The organism is uncultured Chitinophaga sp., from assembly GCF_937898475.1.
Taxonomy (GTDB): Bacteria; Bacteroidota; Bacteroidia; order Chitinophagales; family Chitinophagaceae; genus Chitinophaga.
The window spans coordinates 97,557-114,604 of the sequence record NZ_CALEJS010000042.1; the positions used below are offsets into that span (position 1 = coordinate 97,557).

At 51.6% G+C, this 17,048-nt stretch carries 12 protein-coding genes; 7 read left to right on the forward strand and 5 right to left on the reverse strand.

Going from position 1 to position 17,048, the window contains the following annotated elements; all coding sequences use genetic code 11:
• Positions 1-130: 130 nt before the first annotated feature.
• Both Q0577_RS26015 and Q0577_RS26020 read right to left on the reverse strand, forming a co-directional pair.
• Complete coding sequence (locus Q0577_RS26015) at positions 131-703, reverse strand: hypothetical protein (protein WP_298741592.1); 573 nt, start codon at positions 701-703, stop codon at positions 131-133.
• 9 nt (positions 704-712) lie between these two features.
• Positions 713-1,090, reverse strand: a complete 378-nt coding sequence (locus tag Q0577_RS26020) for a hypothetical protein (protein WP_298741594.1) — start codon at positions 1,088-1,090, stop codon at positions 713-715.
• Between the two features lie 156 nt (positions 1,091-1,246).
• On the opposite strand from Q0577_RS26020, the gene Q0577_RS26025 reads away from it, so the two are divergent.
• The 5 genes from Q0577_RS26025 (at position 1,247) to Q0577_RS26045 (ending at position 11,790) form a co-directional block, all read left to right on the forward strand.
• On the forward strand, positions 1,247-3,538 hold the full coding sequence (locus Q0577_RS26025; RefSeq protein WP_298741596.1) for a GH92 family glycosyl hydrolase: 2,292 nt from the start codon (positions 1,247-1,249) through the stop codon (positions 3,536-3,538).
• A 150-nt stretch (positions 3,539-3,688) separates the two neighbouring features.
• Positions 3,689-5,470, forward strand: coding sequence for an ABC transporter ATP-binding protein (locus Q0577_RS26030; protein WP_298741599.1), 1,782 nt, complete (start codon positions 3,689-3,691; stop codon positions 5,468-5,470).
• Positions 5,471-5,522: 52 nt separating this feature from the next.
• Positions 5,523-6,353 carry an N-acetylmuramoyl-L-alanine amidase gene (locus Q0577_RS26035; protein ID WP_298741600.1) on the forward strand — a complete coding sequence of 277 codons (831 nt, stop codon included), beginning with the start codon at positions 5,523-5,525 and terminating at the stop codon, positions 6,351-6,353.
• Between the two features lie 769 nt (positions 6,354-7,122).
• Entirely contained in the window at positions 7,123-10,320 is a 3,198-nt protein-coding gene (locus Q0577_RS26040) for a SusC/RagA family TonB-linked outer membrane protein (protein WP_298741602.1), read from the forward strand.
• A 24-nt stretch (positions 10,321-10,344) separates the two neighbouring features.
• Positions 10,345-11,790 carry a SusD/RagB family nutrient-binding outer membrane lipoprotein gene (locus tag Q0577_RS26045; RefSeq protein ID WP_298741604.1) on the forward strand — a complete coding sequence of 482 codons (1,446 nt, stop codon included), beginning with the start codon at positions 10,345-10,347 and terminating at the stop codon, positions 11,788-11,790.
• A 60-nt stretch (positions 11,791-11,850) separates the two neighbouring features.
• Here the strand turns inward: Q0577_RS26045 and Q0577_RS26050 are convergent, their stop codons facing one another.
• The 3 genes from Q0577_RS26050 to Q0577_RS26060 all read right to left on the reverse strand — a co-directional run bounded on the left by Q0577_RS26050 (position 11,851) and on the right by Q0577_RS26060 (position 14,575).
• Positions 11,851-12,363: a hypothetical protein gene (locus Q0577_RS26050; RefSeq protein WP_298741606.1), complete on the reverse strand. Its 513-nt coding sequence runs from the start codon at positions 12,361-12,363 to the stop codon at positions 11,851-11,853.
• Between the two features lie 45 nt (positions 12,364-12,408).
• Positions 12,409-13,194, reverse strand: coding sequence for an SDR family oxidoreductase (locus Q0577_RS26055; protein WP_298741608.1), 786 nt, complete (start codon positions 13,192-13,194; stop codon positions 12,409-12,411).
• Positions 13,195-13,447: 253 nt separating this feature from the next.
• Entirely contained in the window at positions 13,448-14,575 is a 1,128-nt protein-coding gene (locus Q0577_RS26060; protein ID WP_298741610.1) for a DUF5009 domain-containing protein, read from the reverse strand.
• 62 nt (positions 14,576-14,637) lie between these two features.
• On the opposite strand from Q0577_RS26060, the gene Q0577_RS26065 reads away from it, so the two are divergent.
• A complete protein-coding gene (locus tag Q0577_RS26065) occupies positions 14,638-15,690 on the forward strand; it encodes a LacI family DNA-binding transcriptional regulator (protein WP_298741612.1) in 1,053 nt (350 codons plus the stop codon).
• Positions 15,691-15,830: 140 nt separating this feature from the next.
• Complete coding sequence (gene galK, locus Q0577_RS26070; RefSeq protein ID WP_298741614.1) at positions 15,831-17,021, forward strand: galactokinase; 1,191 nt, start codon at positions 15,831-15,833, stop codon at positions 17,019-17,021.
• Positions 17,022-17,048 lie beyond the last annotated feature (27 nt).

The window sequence follows — 17,048 nt, forward strand, 5'->3', positions numbered from 1 at the left end:
TGCATTTCTGCGAACAAGTCGACGGAAAGTGTAAAACGCCCGCTGAAAGCATCATCCACCCCGCCATAATTTACGACTTTCTTTTCAATACGGAAGCTGATCCTGGTCAGTTGCCTGAAACGTTCAAACATTAATTGATGCCCATCAATATGGCCGTAACCGCCACTCCTATGCCTAAGCCCCCAACACCCCAGTACAACTTGTCCAGGAAACTTTTTCTCCTGGCGGTGTTCACTTTGTCAATCGCGTCGGTAATAAGCACCTGTGTATTATTCAGGGTGGTATTTACGTTGCTGAGGTCCTGCTTTACCGCGCCCACATCTTTGCTGGTCTGGTTGATCTGCGAGAGTGAGGCATTGAACAGCGTATCAAATTTCAGTTTCAGGGCATTATAATCCCGCTGGTTTTCCAGGATGGTGCTGTCCTGGCGGATCACCAGCGCTTCATATAATTTGATGATCTCCGCCGTGCGCGGGTTCTGTTTACGATAGGCCTGGTAGGCGGTTTCATACATCTGGAAGGTGAGGCTGTTCATCAGCATGGCGCTGTCACAGTTCACCAGGATGGTGTCTCCCATCGTTAACCGGAAACCACTTTTTACGGCGCATTGCTCAAATGTTTTTAACCTGCCCTGCGACTGCGCACGGAGTGCAGGGATGATGGCCAACAGCAGCAGGCCGTATAATTTAAGATGTTGTAGCATAGGAAGCGTTTAAAGATTGACAATTGGAATGATGGTAGAGTCAGCGGGCTGAAAATCCTTCAGGTTGGCGATCCTTTCTTTGATACTGTCTGCCTGCGCCTTGTTCCTGGCGTCTTTTACCTTTTTCTCCAGGTCCATCAGCTCCGTGCGCACATAAATGCCTTTTATCACTTCCCGCTGACGGTCAAGATTGGCCTGGATAGAGTCCAGCCGTGTTTGGGCATTGCCCAGTTGCAGCAGGGCGGTGTCAATACCCTTACGCGCATTTTCGAGGTTCTTAACCGCCTCCCGCAAGGTTTTACCGGAGCCAAAAAGGTTGAAAGCCAGGTTAACAACCAGCACACCGATGATGATGAGGAGGAGGACCTTCGGGGTATTCGTGTTCATGGTAATAGTGATTACGGGGTTATAAACCAAATATAGCAAAAAATATTTAAATGTAAAACAGTTAAACCGACCTGCCGCTTATAAAAATATGGGGCAACATTCCCTTGAACGATTATTTTTACACCCTTATCGGGATTAAAATCACGTTATCGTACTATGAGGAAAATAATTGCAACTGCACTGGTGCTGGCATCAGGCCTGGCACAGGCGCAAACAGTGGACAAGGTCACAGATCCGGCAGATTGGGTGAATCCCCTGATGGGAACAGACTCAAAATTCAGCCTGTCCAATGGTAACACCTATCCCGCCATCGCCTGCCCCTGGGGCATGAACTTCTGGATGCCGCAAACCGGCAAAATGGGAGATGGCTGGGCGTACACCTATCATTCAGAAAAGCTGAGGGGCTTTAAACAAACCCACCAACCCAGCCCCTGGATCAATGATTACGGCCAGTTTGCCGTAATGCCGGTAACCGGTAAGGTGCGTTTTGATGAAGATGAGCGGGCCAGCTGGTTCTCTCACAAATCTGAAGTGGCAAAGCCTTACTATTACAGCGTTTACCTGGCAGATCATGATGTTACTACAGAGATCACGCCCACAGAAAGAGCGGCCCGCCTGCGTTTTACCTTCCCCGCTACAGACAGCGCTTTTGTGGTGGTAGATGCCCTCAACAAAGGCTCCTATGTGAAAGTACTGCCGCAGGAAGGCAAAATCATCGGCTATACCACCAAGAACAGCGGCGGTGTACCAGCCAACTTTAAAAACTATTTCGTACTGGTATTTGATAAGCCGTTTACTTACCAGGCCACCTTCGCCAACAAAGCACTGGCCCCCGGCCGCCTGGAGGCAAAAGATGACCATGTAGGCGCCGTGATCGGCTTTGCCACCAAAAGGGGCGAGCAGGTGAACGTAAAGGTAGCCTCCTCCTTCATCAGCCCCGAACAGGCAGAGCTGAACCTGCAGCAGGAAATCGGCAACAGCTCCTTTGCCGAGGTTCAGCAAAAGGCCAAAGCCGCCTGGAACAAAGAACTGGGCCGTATAAACGTAGAAGGCGGTACGGTAGATCAGACCCGTACTTTCTATTCCTGTTTGTACAGGGCCATGCTCTTCCCCCGCAAGTTCTACGAGATTGACGCCAAAGGCCAGGTAATGCACTACAGCCCCTATAACGGGCAGGTATTGCCGGGCTACATGTTCACCGACAATGGCTTCTGGGATACTTTCCGTTCTGCCTTCCCCTTCTTTACCCTGCTCTATCCCACTATGGACGGGCATATCATGGAAGGACTGGTGAACGCCTATAAAGAAAGCGGCTGGCTGCCCGAGTGGGCTAGTCCGGGGCACCGCGACTGTATGATCGGCTCCAACTCTGCTTCCATCATCGCCGACGCTTACCTGAAAGGTATCCGCAATTTCGATGTGAACACCGCTTACGAAGCGCTGCTCAAGAACTCAGAGAACGAAGGCCCGCTGACCTCCGTTGGCCGTAAAGGCGCTAAATACTACAACGAGCTGGGATATGTGCCCTATGATGTAGACATCAACGAAAACACCGCCCGTACCCTGGAATATGCATATGATGATTTCACCATTTACCAGCTGGCCAAAGCGCTGAAACGCCCGGCAGATGAAATTGCCCGTTTTGCCAAACGCAGCCAGAATTACCGCAATGTGTTTGATCCGGAAACTAAGCTGATGCGCGGAAAGAACAAAGACGGCCGTTTCCAGGCGCCCTTCAATCCCTTTAAATGGGGAGATGCGTTCACCGAAGGTAACAGCTGGCATTACAGCTGGTCTGTATTCCACGACGTACAGGGCCTGGCAGACCTCATGGGTGGTAAAGACATCTTCGCCAAAATGCTGGACTCCGTATTCCATATGGCGCCCGTGTATGACGACAGCTACTATGGCCAGACCATCCACGAGATCCGCGAAATGCAGATCATGAACATGGGGCAGTATGCGCACGGCAACCAGCCCATCCAGCACATGATCTACCTGTACAACTATGCGGGTCAGCCCTGGAAAGCCCAGTACTGGCTGCGCGAAGTGATGAACAGGCTGTACACCCCCGCTCCCGATGGCTACTGTGGTGATGAAGATAACGGCCAGACCTCTGCCTGGTACGTATTCACCGCGCTGGGCTTTTACCCGGTTTGTCCCGGTACCCAGCAATACGTGATCGGTGCGCCGCTGTTCAAAAAAGCCACCGTTACCATGGAAGACGGCAAAAAGCTGGTGATCGCAGCACCTGCCAATAATGCTGACAACCGTTACGTACAGGCCATCAAAGTAAACGGCCAGGTATATACCAAAAACTGGTTTGATCACAAACAGCTGCAGCAGGGCGGCACCATCAGTTTTGACATGAGCGCTACACCTTCCAAAACAAGGGGAACTGCTGCTGATGCTGCACCCTACTCCTTCTCACGTGACGAGAAGAAATAGATAAAATTTGTAGTTTGAGGTTTGAAGTCTGAAGTTTGAAGTTCGTTGCAGGTTAGAAGTTTACATGGGTGTGCTACACTATCTTAAACATCTGACTTTTAACCAACTTCAAACTTCAGACTTCAAACCTCAAACTTTTAAACACTCCCCATGTCGGCCAACCCTTACATTTCTCTCCTGCGCACGGCCTGGCATTATGCCCGGCATGAAAGGAAAAAATATGTGCTGGTGTACTCCCTGTTCTTTTGCGCTGCCATACTTGCCGCCGTGTATCCCGTATTGTTCGGGTGGTTTGTAGGGAAGGTGCAGCAGGATACAGGTGAAGTACTCCGCTATGCCCTGATATACGGCGCCTGTTATTTCTGCCTGAAAATACTGGAGTGGGCGCTCCACGGCCCTGCCCGCGTAATGGAAAGAGAGCTGGCCTTTAACCTGAGCCGCAACTTTCTGCAGGAACGTTACCACCAGGCATTACACCTGCCCGTGAAATGGCAGCAGGACCACCACAGCGGGGCAACCATCAACCGTATCCGCAAGGCCTACGAAGCGCTGAAACTCTTTTTTGACCAGGGCTTTATGTACCTGCAGTCTGTCAATAAGCTGATCTTCTCCATCATCGCCATGGTCTATTTTTCGCCGCTTTTCGGCATGATTGGCGTGGCGCTGGGCGCCCTCACCATCTGGGTGATCTTCAAATTTGACAAACCCTTCATCAAAACCCTGGACGAGGTGAATGAACGCGAACACGTAGTATCCTCCACCCTGTTTGACAGTCTTTCCAATATCATGACGGTAATCACCCTGCGCCTGGAAAAGAGCATGGAAACAGGCCTGATGGGCAAGGTGATGCAGATACTGCCGCCCTTCCGCAGGAATGTGCGCATTAACGAATGGAAATGGTTTGTGGCAGATATGCTGGTCACCCTTATCTACTGCGTACTGGCGGTAGGCTATGTGCTGCAGAACTGGACGCCCGGACAGGTATTCCAGGTAGCCGGACTGGTTACCCTGGTGGGATATGTGAACCAGTTCACCAGCGTATTTTATAATTTCGCCTGGCAGTATACAGAGATCATCCAGCATAATACTTCCGTACAAACAGCCGCAGGCATCGCCGAAGCCTTTAAGCAGCAGCACCGCGCGGATGCGCCTACCGATCTGCCGGCAGACTGGCGTACCATCAGCATTAAAGGCCTCAGCTTCTCCCACCGCGACGCCTATGATGCCGATCACGCCCCTCAGAGCCTGCACCGCCTGAATATCGAAATAGGCCGCGGTAAAAGGATTGCGCTCATCGGAGAAAGCGGCAGCGGAAAAAGTACCCTGCTTTCCCTGCTGAGAGGCCTCTATAACCCCGAGCCGGGTATGGAACTGTACGTAGACGGCAAGAAGTACCAACTGTCTACCATCAACGAAACGGTTACGCTGTTCCCCCAGGAACCGGAGATATTCGAAAATACCATTGCCTATAACGTTACCCTGGGACTGCCCTTCAGCGAGGAAGACATTATGAGCGTATGCGAAAGCGCCCATTTTACAGAAGTGATCCAACAGCTGCCCCAGGGACTGGCATCAGACATCCGGGAGAAAGGGGTGAACCTTTCCGGCGGACAAAAACAGCGCCTGGCCCTGGCCCGGGGTATCCTCGCCGCCCGCGAAAGCGACCTGGTACTGCTGGATGAGCCCACCAGCAGCGTAGACCCCAAAACAGAAGCCATGATCTACGATAAGCTGTTCAAAGCCTTTGCAGACAAGGCCCTGATCTCGTCTATGCACCGCCTGCACCTCCTCGGACAGTTTGACTACGTATATATACTGCGGCAGGGCCATATTGTAGACGAAGGCACTTTTGAGCACCTGCGTAATAACAGCCCGGTATTCCAGGAGCTGTGGAAACACCAGAAGGACACTTTGGGCAGGCATTACCGGTAAGATAGTTTTTGGCATAAAGTTGGTTCCCATTAATCGACCTAATCATTTGAAAATGAATAAAGTTCTTGCGCCGATGGTGGCGGTGGCGATGATCATCACGCTGTATTGCTGCTCCTATTCGCCATATAAAAGCACCAATAAGGTGTATAAGCAGCAGGCCAAAGGCTATGCGTCTACGCTGCGTATGCCGCTAACCCCGGTACATATAGACTCCGTGAAGGATATTACGTGGTGGGCCGGCACCACTAATTTCAACATGCGCAAACCCAACCTGGTGGTGATCCATCACACGGCGCAGAACAGCTGTGATCAGACCCTGCAAACCTTCACCGTTACCCGCACCCAGGTAAGCGCCCACTACGTGATCTGCCGCGACGGGGTGGTGCACCAGATGCTGAACGACTACCTGCGCGCCTGGCATGGCGGGGTGGCCCGCTGGGGTAATCTTACCGATATCAATTCCTCTTCCATCGGTATAGAGCTGGATAATAACGGCACAGAACCATTTGATTCCCTGCAGGTACGCAGCCTGCTCATCCTACTGGATACCCTGAAGCACCGCTATAACATTCCCACCCCTAACTTTATAGGCCACGGGGATATTGCCCCCGGCCGTAAGGTAGACCCCAGCGCCTGGTTTCCCTGGCAGCAGCTGGCCGAAAAAGGCTTTGGCCTCTGGTATGGGGATACCTCCCTGGTAACCGTTCCCGAAAATTTCAATTATCTTCAGGCCCTGCGCATCATCGGCTACAACGTGAAAGACAGCAGCGCCGCCATTGCCGCCTTCAAGCGGCATTTCATCCCGGCAGACTCTGCCACCGGTACCGAACTGAATGAAGGCGCCAAAAAGATCCTCTACAGCGTGATGGAACAAAGCCTGTAGTCCCCATAATTTATTATTGGCAGGAATACCGCCCCCGGGTAATGACTTGGTCATCACCGGGGGCGATCTGCGTTATGCCTTACCGGTACTGCGTTTGATCTGAAAAGGTAATTTCCGGCAATACCATGGACAGATCTTTCATATACCTATCACTCTCCTGGATATTTCCTTTCTAATAAGAAAGGAATAAACAAGGAATGAATAAGGGATGAGTAAGGACTCAATAAGGACTCAATAAGGAGATATCTACTGTCAAACATAAGACTGTACAGTGTTTCAGCCCGGTTGGGTTGAGAAGTTCACGAGGAATCCACGAAGATGTGGTACGGATGGCAGGTGGAAAGAGGGTAGGAGTTACTAAAGAATGCGTTGATAGTCAATTAGCTATACCCCCGGCAGGCATGAAAGCGGGATGAAGTTGAACTTATCATGAAGAGATCGCTAACCTATTTAGTCCATATAATTTGTAGAATAATGTTAAAATTTATACTTTTGCCGCGGAATCTTAATCCATGCTGTAAAGATGAAAACAGATACAGGCTATGTCAACACCTTGCATAATGCATCGCGTTACTGTAGCACCGGCCATAATAACAGGTATTTTCTTTCACGTAAAGACGTAATGTGTATGCCCCGTCAGGGCATATGTTAACAGCATCCGTACTTTTTTTTAAGCTATCAATTTATTGGCGGCAAGCGCCTCATTTTGCGGTGATCCATACCGCAGCTGACCTTCTTTTGTCAAAAAAATCTAAAACCAGGTAAGATCATGAGATTTTTACACGCAACCGTATTCCTGCTGGCGCTGCAGCTTTGGCTGCAACCAGGCTATGCCCAGGATACGAAGATCACGGGGGTGGTTACTTTTAAGGCAGACGCCCAGCGCGTGCCCGGCGCCGTTGTTACGGTGAAAGGCACCAACAGGGGCACCCAGACAGATGCCGATGGTAAATACGCCATCAGCGCAGCAGAGGGAGATACACTGCATTTTTCCTACATCGGATATAAAGGAGTAGACATTGCCGTTGGCGCCACCCGCTCCATCAACATTGCGCTGGAAAGCACCGAAAGCAGCCTGAAGGAAGTAGTGGTAACGGCGCTGGGCATTTCCAGGGAAAAAAGATCCCTCGGTTATTCCGTACAGGAATTAAAGTCAAGGGACATTACCGAAGCCCGGGAAACCAACCTGGTGAACGCGCTCTCCGGTAAAATTGCCGGTGTGAACATCACCAACAGCCAGGGTGATATGGGCTCTTCCCGTATCGTGATCAGGGGCGAAACCTCCATAGCGGGTAACAACCAGCCGCTGTTCGTGCTGGATGGTATACCGGTGGATAACAGCCAGCTGGGTATAGGCGTAGCCAATGCACGCGACTTTCCAAACGCCATTTCAGACCTGAACCCGGATGATATTGAATCGCTCAGCGTGCTGAAAGGCCCCAATGCGGCCGCTCTCTATGGTTCCCGCGCTGCCAACGGGGTGCTGGTGCTGAAAACCAAAACAGGCCGCGGTACGAAAGGACTGGGCATCACGGTTAATTCCAGCGCCAGTTTGCAAAAGCTGCTGGTACTGCCGGAGTACCAGGATGTATACGGACAAGGTTCCGGCGGACAGTTTGACTATGTGGACGGTAAAGGCGGTGGCCTGAACGATGGTGTGGATGAAAGCTGGGGCCCGAAAATGGATGGCCGCCCTATCCGCCAGTTCTTCTCCAATGGTCAGCCGGCGCCCTGGGTAGCCCACCCGGATAATGTGCGCGACTTCTACGAAACCGGCTATACGCTCAACAATGGCCTGTCTCTTTCCGGTAGCAATGAAAAGCTGGATTACCGTTTCTCTTACAATAATACCAGGCAAACCGGCCTGCTGCCCAACACCGGCATTACCCGCAACACCTTCACCATTAACAGCACCTATCGTATTACGCCCAAACTTACATTGAGCACCTATGGTACTTATGTAAGAGGCGGGGCCGATAACCTGCCCGGTGTGGATGGCCGCCGCGGCAACAGTGTTACCCTGCAGTTCATCTGGTTTGGCCGCCAGGTAGATACCCGCCTGCTGCGCAACTATAAAGACGCAGAGGGCAATGATTATAACTGGAACCACAGCTACTACAGCAACCCCTACTGGATACAGTATGAGAACACCGTAGCCCAGCAGCGTAACCGTTTCTTTGGAAACGCCCGCCTGTCTTACCAGGTGCTGGACTGGCTCACGGCTAACCTTCGTGTAGGTACCGACTACTATAACGACCGCCGTAAATATAAAGTAGCTTACGGCACCAATGGTACGCCCTTTGGCTCTTATACCGAAGACAACTACGGTGTAACAGAAACCAATGCGGAGTTTACCCTGAATGCCAACAAACGCCTGAACCAGGATTTCAGCCTGGATGTACTGGTAGGCGGCAACGTGCGTACCAACCAGTATGAGAACAACTATCAGCAGGCGCCCAAACTGGCGGTAAAGGGGGTATATACCCTCAACAACTCCCGTGATCCGCTGATCTCTACCAGCTATTTCTCCCGGCTCAGGGTATACAGCCTGTTCTCTTCCGCGCAGCTGGGTTTCCGCGATTACGCCTTCCTGAACTTCACGGCGCGTAACGACTGGTCGTCTACACTGCCTGCAAATAACAACTCTTATTTCTATCCTTCCGTGAACGCCAGCCTGGTACTCAGCGAAGCGCTGCACCTGCAGAGCGATGTGCTGAGCCTGTGGAAGATACGCGGCGGATGGGCGCAGGTAGGTAAAGATGCAGATCCCTACCAGATCATCAACACCTATCCCTTCAACCAGCCTTTTGGGGACAAACCTTTGCTGACGGTATCAGACAAATTCCTGAACAAAGACCTGAAACCGGAGATCACTACCGCTACAGAGGTAGGAACGGAAGTAGGCCTGTTCAAAGACCGCGCACGGCTGGATGTAACCTACTACAGCTCCAGCAGTAAAAACCAGATATTACTGGCCGATGTGAGTCCCACTACCGGCTATACGAAAAAACTGCTGAACGCAGGTAAGATCAACAACCACGGCGTGGAAGTGACCCTGGGCGGAAGCCCGGTGAGCACCGCCTCCGGTTTCCGCTGGGACGTGAACATCAACTACTCCCGCAACATCAGTAAGGTAGTTGAGCTGGATAAAGACGGTTTCCTGAATGATTATGTGCTGGGCAGCAGCGGCAACATGCAGGTGTTGGCGAGTAAGGGGCAACGTTACGGCGCCCTGTATGGCAAGGCTTTCCAGCGGAATGAGGCCGGAGAGATAGTGGTGAATGCCGATGGTACACCGGCCATTGATCCTGATAAAAAGATCCTGGGTTATTATACCCCCAAATGGATCGGCAGCATTAACAATACTCTTTCCTTTAAAGGTTTCAGCGTAAGCTTCCTGATTGATACCAAGCAGGGTGGCCAGCTGTGGTCAGGCACCAACTACACCGGTATCTATACCGGCGTACTGGCCGCCAGCCTGCCCGGCCGCGATGAAGAGCACGGAGGCCTGGCGTATTACTATCCCGGTAACGACAGGAAACAGGCGCCGGTACAACTGCCAGCGCACAATGCAGGTACCCCGGGAGGCGAGACCGTCTACCATGACGGGATCATCTTTGACGGTGTAACGGCAGACGGTAAAAAGAATACACGTATACTTCCTGCGCAGAACTACTACAAAGCAGTATACAACAGCAGCCTGAATGAAAGCAGCGTGTATGATGCCTCTTTCATCAAGCTGCGCGAAGTAAGGATAGGATACACCTTCCCCAATGAACTGATCCGCCACTGGGGCTTCCAGAACCTGAACATAACGCTTACGGGCCGCAACCTGTGGTACATTGATAAAAAGGTGCCCAATATTGATCCGGAAACGGCTTTCAATACAGGCAACGGCCAGGGGCTGGAAACTCTCCAGATACCTACTGCCCGCAGCTTTGGTATCAACCTCAGGGCATCATTCTAATTGTGAACGCGAAACTGAAAAAACATGAAAAAGTTTAAGATCGTATATACCTTACTGTGGGCGCTGCCGGTACTTGTTTTACTGGCATCCTGCAAGAAGCAGCTGGAGGAGATCAATACCAACCCGAACGAGGTAACGGATCCGCAGCCGGATTACCTGCTCAGCAACGGCATTAAATCCAGCGTGGACACCTACTGGGGGCCGGAAGCTACCATGGAAGGCACCCTGCTGTACATTCAGTACTGGGCCAAGATACAGTACACAGATCCGGACAGGTACATTCCTTCTGCCGCCAATATCCAGACGGTGTGGAGTAACTTCTATGCACAGGGCATACAGGATTTTACTACCCTGGGTCAGCTGGGCGATACCCTGCATAATCCTAACTATAAAGCAGTGTCTGTGATCATGCGCTCCTGGCTGTTCCAGGTGGTGACAGATCTTTTTGGTAACGCGCCTTACAGGCAGGCAGCCAATATACAGCAATACCTTACGCCGGAGTATGATGAACAGAAAGACATCTACACCGGTATACTGGCTGAGCTGAAAGCTGCCGTAGCACAGATAGATGTAGCGGGTAACCCCATCCAGGGCGACCTGCTGTTTAATGGTAACATGCAGCGCTGGAAGAAATTTGCCAACTCACTGCGCCTGCGTATTGCCCTTCGTATTGCAGACAAGCTGCCAGCTGATGCTAAGGCAGTATTTGACGAAATAGGTGCAGATGATGCACAGCTGATAGCATCTAACGCAGAGAATGTGCAGCTGAACTACCTGGCATCTCCCAACCAGAACCCGGTAGGGCGTAACCGCGAAACCCGTAATGATTACCGTATCAGTAAAGCCATCGTTGATAAGCTGAAGGCCCTGAACGATCCGCGGCTCACCATCTATGCCGCTAATCCTAAAGATACCAGTGTACACCAGATTGTTGGGGTGACCAATGGATTGTCTGTAGATTCTGCCGCCAGGCTCGGTTTTGACAAAACTTCCGACGCAGGTACCGTGTTTACCGCTACTACTGCACCGGCTGTATTGTTTACCTATGCAGAGCTGCTGTTCATCAAGGCAGAAGCTGCGCAGAGAGGATTACTCAACGGTGTAGCGGCCGACTACTACACGCAGGCGATCAGCGCTTCCTTAAAGCAATATGGTGTGAGCGACGCAGATATCAGCACTTACCTGGCGCAGGGAAGTGTGGCCTATAACGCGGCTAACTACAAACAGTCTATCGGCGATCAGAAATGGCTGGCCCTCTTTGGCAACAGCCTGGAAGCCTTTGCAGAATGGCGCCGGCTGGATTATCCCCGTTTAACGCCCGCTTATACGGGCGCTTTGAATGGTTTGATGCCGCTGCGTTTCACCTACCCTTCTACAGAGCAGGCGGTGAACAGGGTTAACTACCGCAAGGCAGTGGACAACCAGGGGCCTGATCTGCTGACCACCCGCTTGTGGTTTGACCAGGAGTAAGCAGGAAGATAGTAATAAATAAAAAAGCCGCAGATGATCATCCGCGGCTTTTTTTATTTATTAAAGTTTTGTCTGGAAGAGGATGGGAAAGTCCTTTGCCAGTTCCTTTTGTTTGCCGGCGTCCAGCTGTTTAAAGTTTTGCTGGTACTTATCCCGTGCAATGTGATTCCTCATGGAGTCCTGCACGTGTACTACCTGGTCCATGATATTGCCACGGGCGCCCATCATCACCGTGCCCTGGTATTTAAATCGCAGGAAGGAGGGCAGTTTCTTCCCGTTATGATAGAACTGCATCCAGGAGCTGGCGAGTGTGCTGTCTAAAGCACCCGGGCGACGGGGTACGGTTTCGTTATTCATCCTGATGTTCACCATGGAATCCACGATCACGAACTGGGTATCCGGTACGGCCGGTGGAGGGCCCAGGTCTGGTGCTGCGGTAATGGCCCTGGCGCCTGCAACGGAATCCCTGTCTGCCTGGCCGGATGTTTCAGCGGGCGATGGTGATTGTCTGCAGGCAGCCACTAACAACAGGCTGCACAGGCTAAGGCCCCATTTGATATTCGGGACGGTCATAGTTCGTTTTTATTGTTGTATGCAATATTGATGCCTTAATGAAGATCAGCCTACGGGTGTTTTACCACCGTCTACGGTGATATTGGCGCCGGTAATATAGCTGGCGGCGGGTGAGGCCAGGAATGCTGCCAGTGCGGCCACTTCCTGTGGCTGTCCGAAACGTTTCATGGGTATTTCGGCCAGCATTTCCTGTTCTACTGCTGATGCGGGGATATTGCGGGCTTCCGCAGTGGCGCTGATAACAGATTTGAGGCGTGAGGTAGCAACGGAGCCGGGCAGTATATTGTTCACCGTGATACCGTAAGGTGCGAGTTCTCCGGCCAGTGTTTTTGCCCAGGCTGCCACGGCCCACCGGGTGGTATTGGAAACGCCCAGGTTTTTAATAGGGGCCTTTACAGAGGTGGAAATGACATTGATGATACGTCCATAACCCGCGGCGGTCATCCCCGGGATAACAGCCTGCGACAACAGGTGGTTGCACACCAGGTGCTGGTTGAAAGCTTCAGAAAAAGAATGTGCTTTTGCATCGAGGATGGGGCCGGGTGCGGGTCCGCCGGTATTGTTCACCAGTATGTGAATAGTCCGGCTTTCAGTAAGAGAATTGATCACCTGCTCTACCCAGGAAGGATCGCGAAAGTCTGCCACTACATAATGATGCTGTTGCTGAGGGCCGGTAGCCAGCGCTTCCTTTGCCTTCTGCAGGCGGGCCTCTGTTTTGGCCATCAGGATGCATTCAGCACCCGCCTCCGCCAGTTCTTTGGCAATAGCCAACCCTATTCCCTGGGAACTACCGCAAATAAGGGCAGTCTTCCCTTTTAATGAAAGTTCCATGGTTTCCGCAATTTAATTAATAATGCCCACAATATTAATGACTTATCAATTAATAATTAATAATTAATAATTAAAAATTACCGGGGCAGCGTCCAGGTGGGGATGATTAGTCTTTAGCCTGGTGAGATCTACCCGGCTTATTCACTACTAATTCATAATTGTGAACTAACCGATCGTTTCACCTCATCAAAACCTATCTTTCCCATTTAAACACTACCCGTGTAATTGTTAATTCTTAATTCTTAATTGTCACTCAGACGCGCACGTAAATGCGCCTTCTGTCAAGCACCCAGCCAACGCTCCAGCAGAGAAGCATATAGACAACGGCGAAGAGCAGGGAGCCTACTTTGCCGGGGGCGGTGGGTTGGAAGAGGGTGTCGTTGATCCATACGTATACGGATTTACCGGAGCTGGTCTGGAAGAAGTACAGGAAGATAACGAGTACTTCAGACAGCAGATAGAGGAACAGCGGATTCTTACCAAATACGGTAAAGAAGCCGGTCCAGCCGGTAAGGTGTTTGAAGTCGATGATAAAGATCAGGAGGGAGAGCAGCAGCAGATCGATGCCTACAGTGTAGAGCACATAAGAGCTGGTCCATATTTTTTTGTTGATAGGCAGGGCCAGGTTCCACAGCTGTGCGGCGATGATCAGTACCGCGCCTGCGAGGATCAGGCGGTTAAGGCCCTGCTGTGTTTTGCCCTGCTGTTGAACAAAAAGGCCGGTGTAATAGCCTGCAACAACATTCACAATAGCGGGCAGGGTGCTTAACAGCCCTTCCGGGTCAAAGGGAAAGCCTTCTCCCTTGTACAGGTGGCTATCGCCCAGTATGATACGGTCAAATTTCAGTACGGCATTACCGTGAAGGCTATACGGATCCCCGGCATCGCCGAAGGCCCCGAGTATGGCCCAGTAAGCCAGTAACAGGATAGCGGATACCGCCCATACGCCTTTTTTAGGCAGGAAGTAGATCATCAGCGAAGCCAGTCCATAGCAGAGCGCAATGCGTTGCAGCACGCCCAGTATACGGGTATCTCCCAGTGGGATGAACTCATAGCCGCCGGCAGCAGTGTGCCGGACAAAGGGCAGCCAGTACATGAGGAATCCCAGCAGGAAGATCAGGAAAGTACGGCGGAAGATCTTGGAAAGCACCGCTCCGCTGCCCAACTGGTCATATTTGCGCATGCTGAAACTCATGGCATTGCCAACAGCAAAAAGAAATGAGGGGAACACCAGGTCTGTGGGCGTACAGCCGTGCCAGTGAGCATGGTTCAGCGGCCCGAAAGCCACGCCTGTGCCCGGTGTATTTACGATGATCATGAAGCATACGGTCATGCCCCTGAACACATCCAGGGGTAAAAAGCGTTGTGGTGCTGTCGACATACGTGAAGGAATTAATTTCGAATAATACGTAAAAAACGCTGTTTTTCCTACATTAGCAGCAAATGAATAAAGTGAGCCGGAAAGTAACGATAGCCGATATAGCCAGGGAGCTGAATCTTACGGGTGCCACAGTGTCCAGGGCATTGAACAACCGCAAAGGTACCAGCGACAGTACCCGGAAGCTGGTGCAGGATACGGCGGAGCGTATGAACTATCACCGCGACCGGATCGCTTATTCGTTGCGGTCGGGCCGTACCAATATCATTGGGGTAATCATACCCAGTGCGGAGATCAATTTCTTCGGCTCTGTTGTGCATGGCATAGAGAACATGGCCAATAAGCACGGGTACAATGTGCTGATCTACCAGTCTAACGAACAGACGGAATTTGAGCGGAAAGGGATTGCCACTTTCCTCGGCACCCGGGTAGACGGCATTTTGGCCTCTATTGCCAAGGAGACCACTGATTTCAGTCACTACCTGGAGATCCGGGAAAGAGGTTTGCCTTTGGTGTTCTTTGATCGTGCTACTGACAGCCTGAATATTCCCTCGGTAGTGGTAGATGACTACAAGGGCGCCATGTATGCCACCGATCATTTACTACGGCAGGGCTACCGGCGTATTGCCCACATAGCCGGGCAGCAGCATTTAAAGATATTCCGCGACCGCCTGGAGGGCTATAAAGCCGCCCTGGCAGCCAATCATATCCCCCTGGATGAATCCCTGATCTACTACGGGGATGTATCCATAGAGGCGGGCCGCCAGGCCATCCGGCATTTCCTGCAACTGCCGCAGCCTCCGGACGCCGCCTTTGCGGTGGAAGATTTCTCGGCGCTGGGGGCGCTCAAAGAACTGAAAGACCGCCACATTGCCATACCCGCCAGCTTTGGTGTAGTTGGTTTTGCCAATGAAGGCTTTGGGGAACACATTAGCCCCAGCCTGAGCAGTATTGACCAGCAAACCGTTCAAATGGGCAAGGAAGCCTTTAAACTGCTCCTGGAAATGATAGAAGAAGGAGGAGGGGAGGTAAAAAGCCATACCAAGTCCCGGATCATACTCGAACCGGTGCCCGTTTTCAGACAGTCCAGCCAGAGAAGACAGAACGCTGAAGGTTGAGAGCAGAGCAAGTATGCCGGATGCCAATACCATTTGGATATTAGAAAGTAAACGATTACTTTTAATGTTCAGGATAAATAACGCAAACCCTTTAATACATTGACGTAATCGATTACGAAGAAATTACAAAGAAATTCCACATGGAACTGCAACAAACGCATACCAGCTTCCGGCAGCAAGCCGACCCGGCAGCCGCCCTACAGGCCTTCTGCAAGGAAAATTTCAGCACGGAACCTTTACTAGTGCGTGCCGCCGGCCGCATTAACCTGATAGGGGAGCATACGGATTACAACAACGGATTTGTACTGCCGGCGGCTATAGACAAGGCCATTTACCTGGGCATTACCAAACGGGCAGACCGCCAGCTGCAGTTCCATGCACTGGACCTGGACGATCATTACAGCGGCAGCCTGGATAACCTGCAGCCCTCTCCCAGGCACTGGCCTGATTACCTGTTGGGGGTAGTGCAGCAACTGATACAAAGAGGCTACCAGATAGGCGGCTTTGAATGCGCATTTGGCGGTAATATCCCGCAGGGAGCCGGCCTTTCATCTTCCGCGGCACTGGAGTGTGCGGTGTTATTTGCCCTGAATAACCTGTTTGAGCTGAACATCGCCATGATGGATATGGCGCGTATTGCGCAGGCCGCTGAGAACAATTTTGTAGGTGTTCGCTGCGGTATTATGGACCAGTTTGCGAGCATCTTCGGAAAGCGGCAGCACCTGATAAAACTGGATTGCAGTTCACTGGAGCATGAATATATTCCCTTCCGTTTTGACGATATCAGCCTGGTGCTGCTGGATACACAGGTAAAACATTCCCTGGCGTCATCTGAATACAATACACGGCGGGCGGAGTGCGAACGCGGCGTGGCGCTGGTTCGCCAGCATCACCCGGAAGTAAGCAGCCTGCGCCAGGTAAGTATGGATATGCTGGACGCTTATGTTAAACCGGAGCATGATGTTACGTATAACCGTTGCCGCTACGTTGTGGAAGAGATTGCACGTTTGCAGGATGCCTGTAAGGATCTGTTGCGCGATGACCTGGCAGCTTTCGGACAGCGCATGTTTGCCACCCATGAGGGACTGGACAAACTGTATGATGTGAGCTGTAAGGAACTGAACTGGTTGGCAGAAATGGCATCCGGCGCATCCGGCGTGTTGGGCGCACGTATGATGGGCGGCGGTTTTGGCGGCTGCACCATTAACGTAGTACAAAAGGATGCCGTGAATAATTTTATTGAGAAAGCCGCTTACGGTTACCAGCAGCAGTTCAATGTGCCACTAAAGGCCTATGTTACCAGTATTGAAGATGGATGCAGATTGATATAGCTGTTGGCTGCTGGCTTTTAACGATTG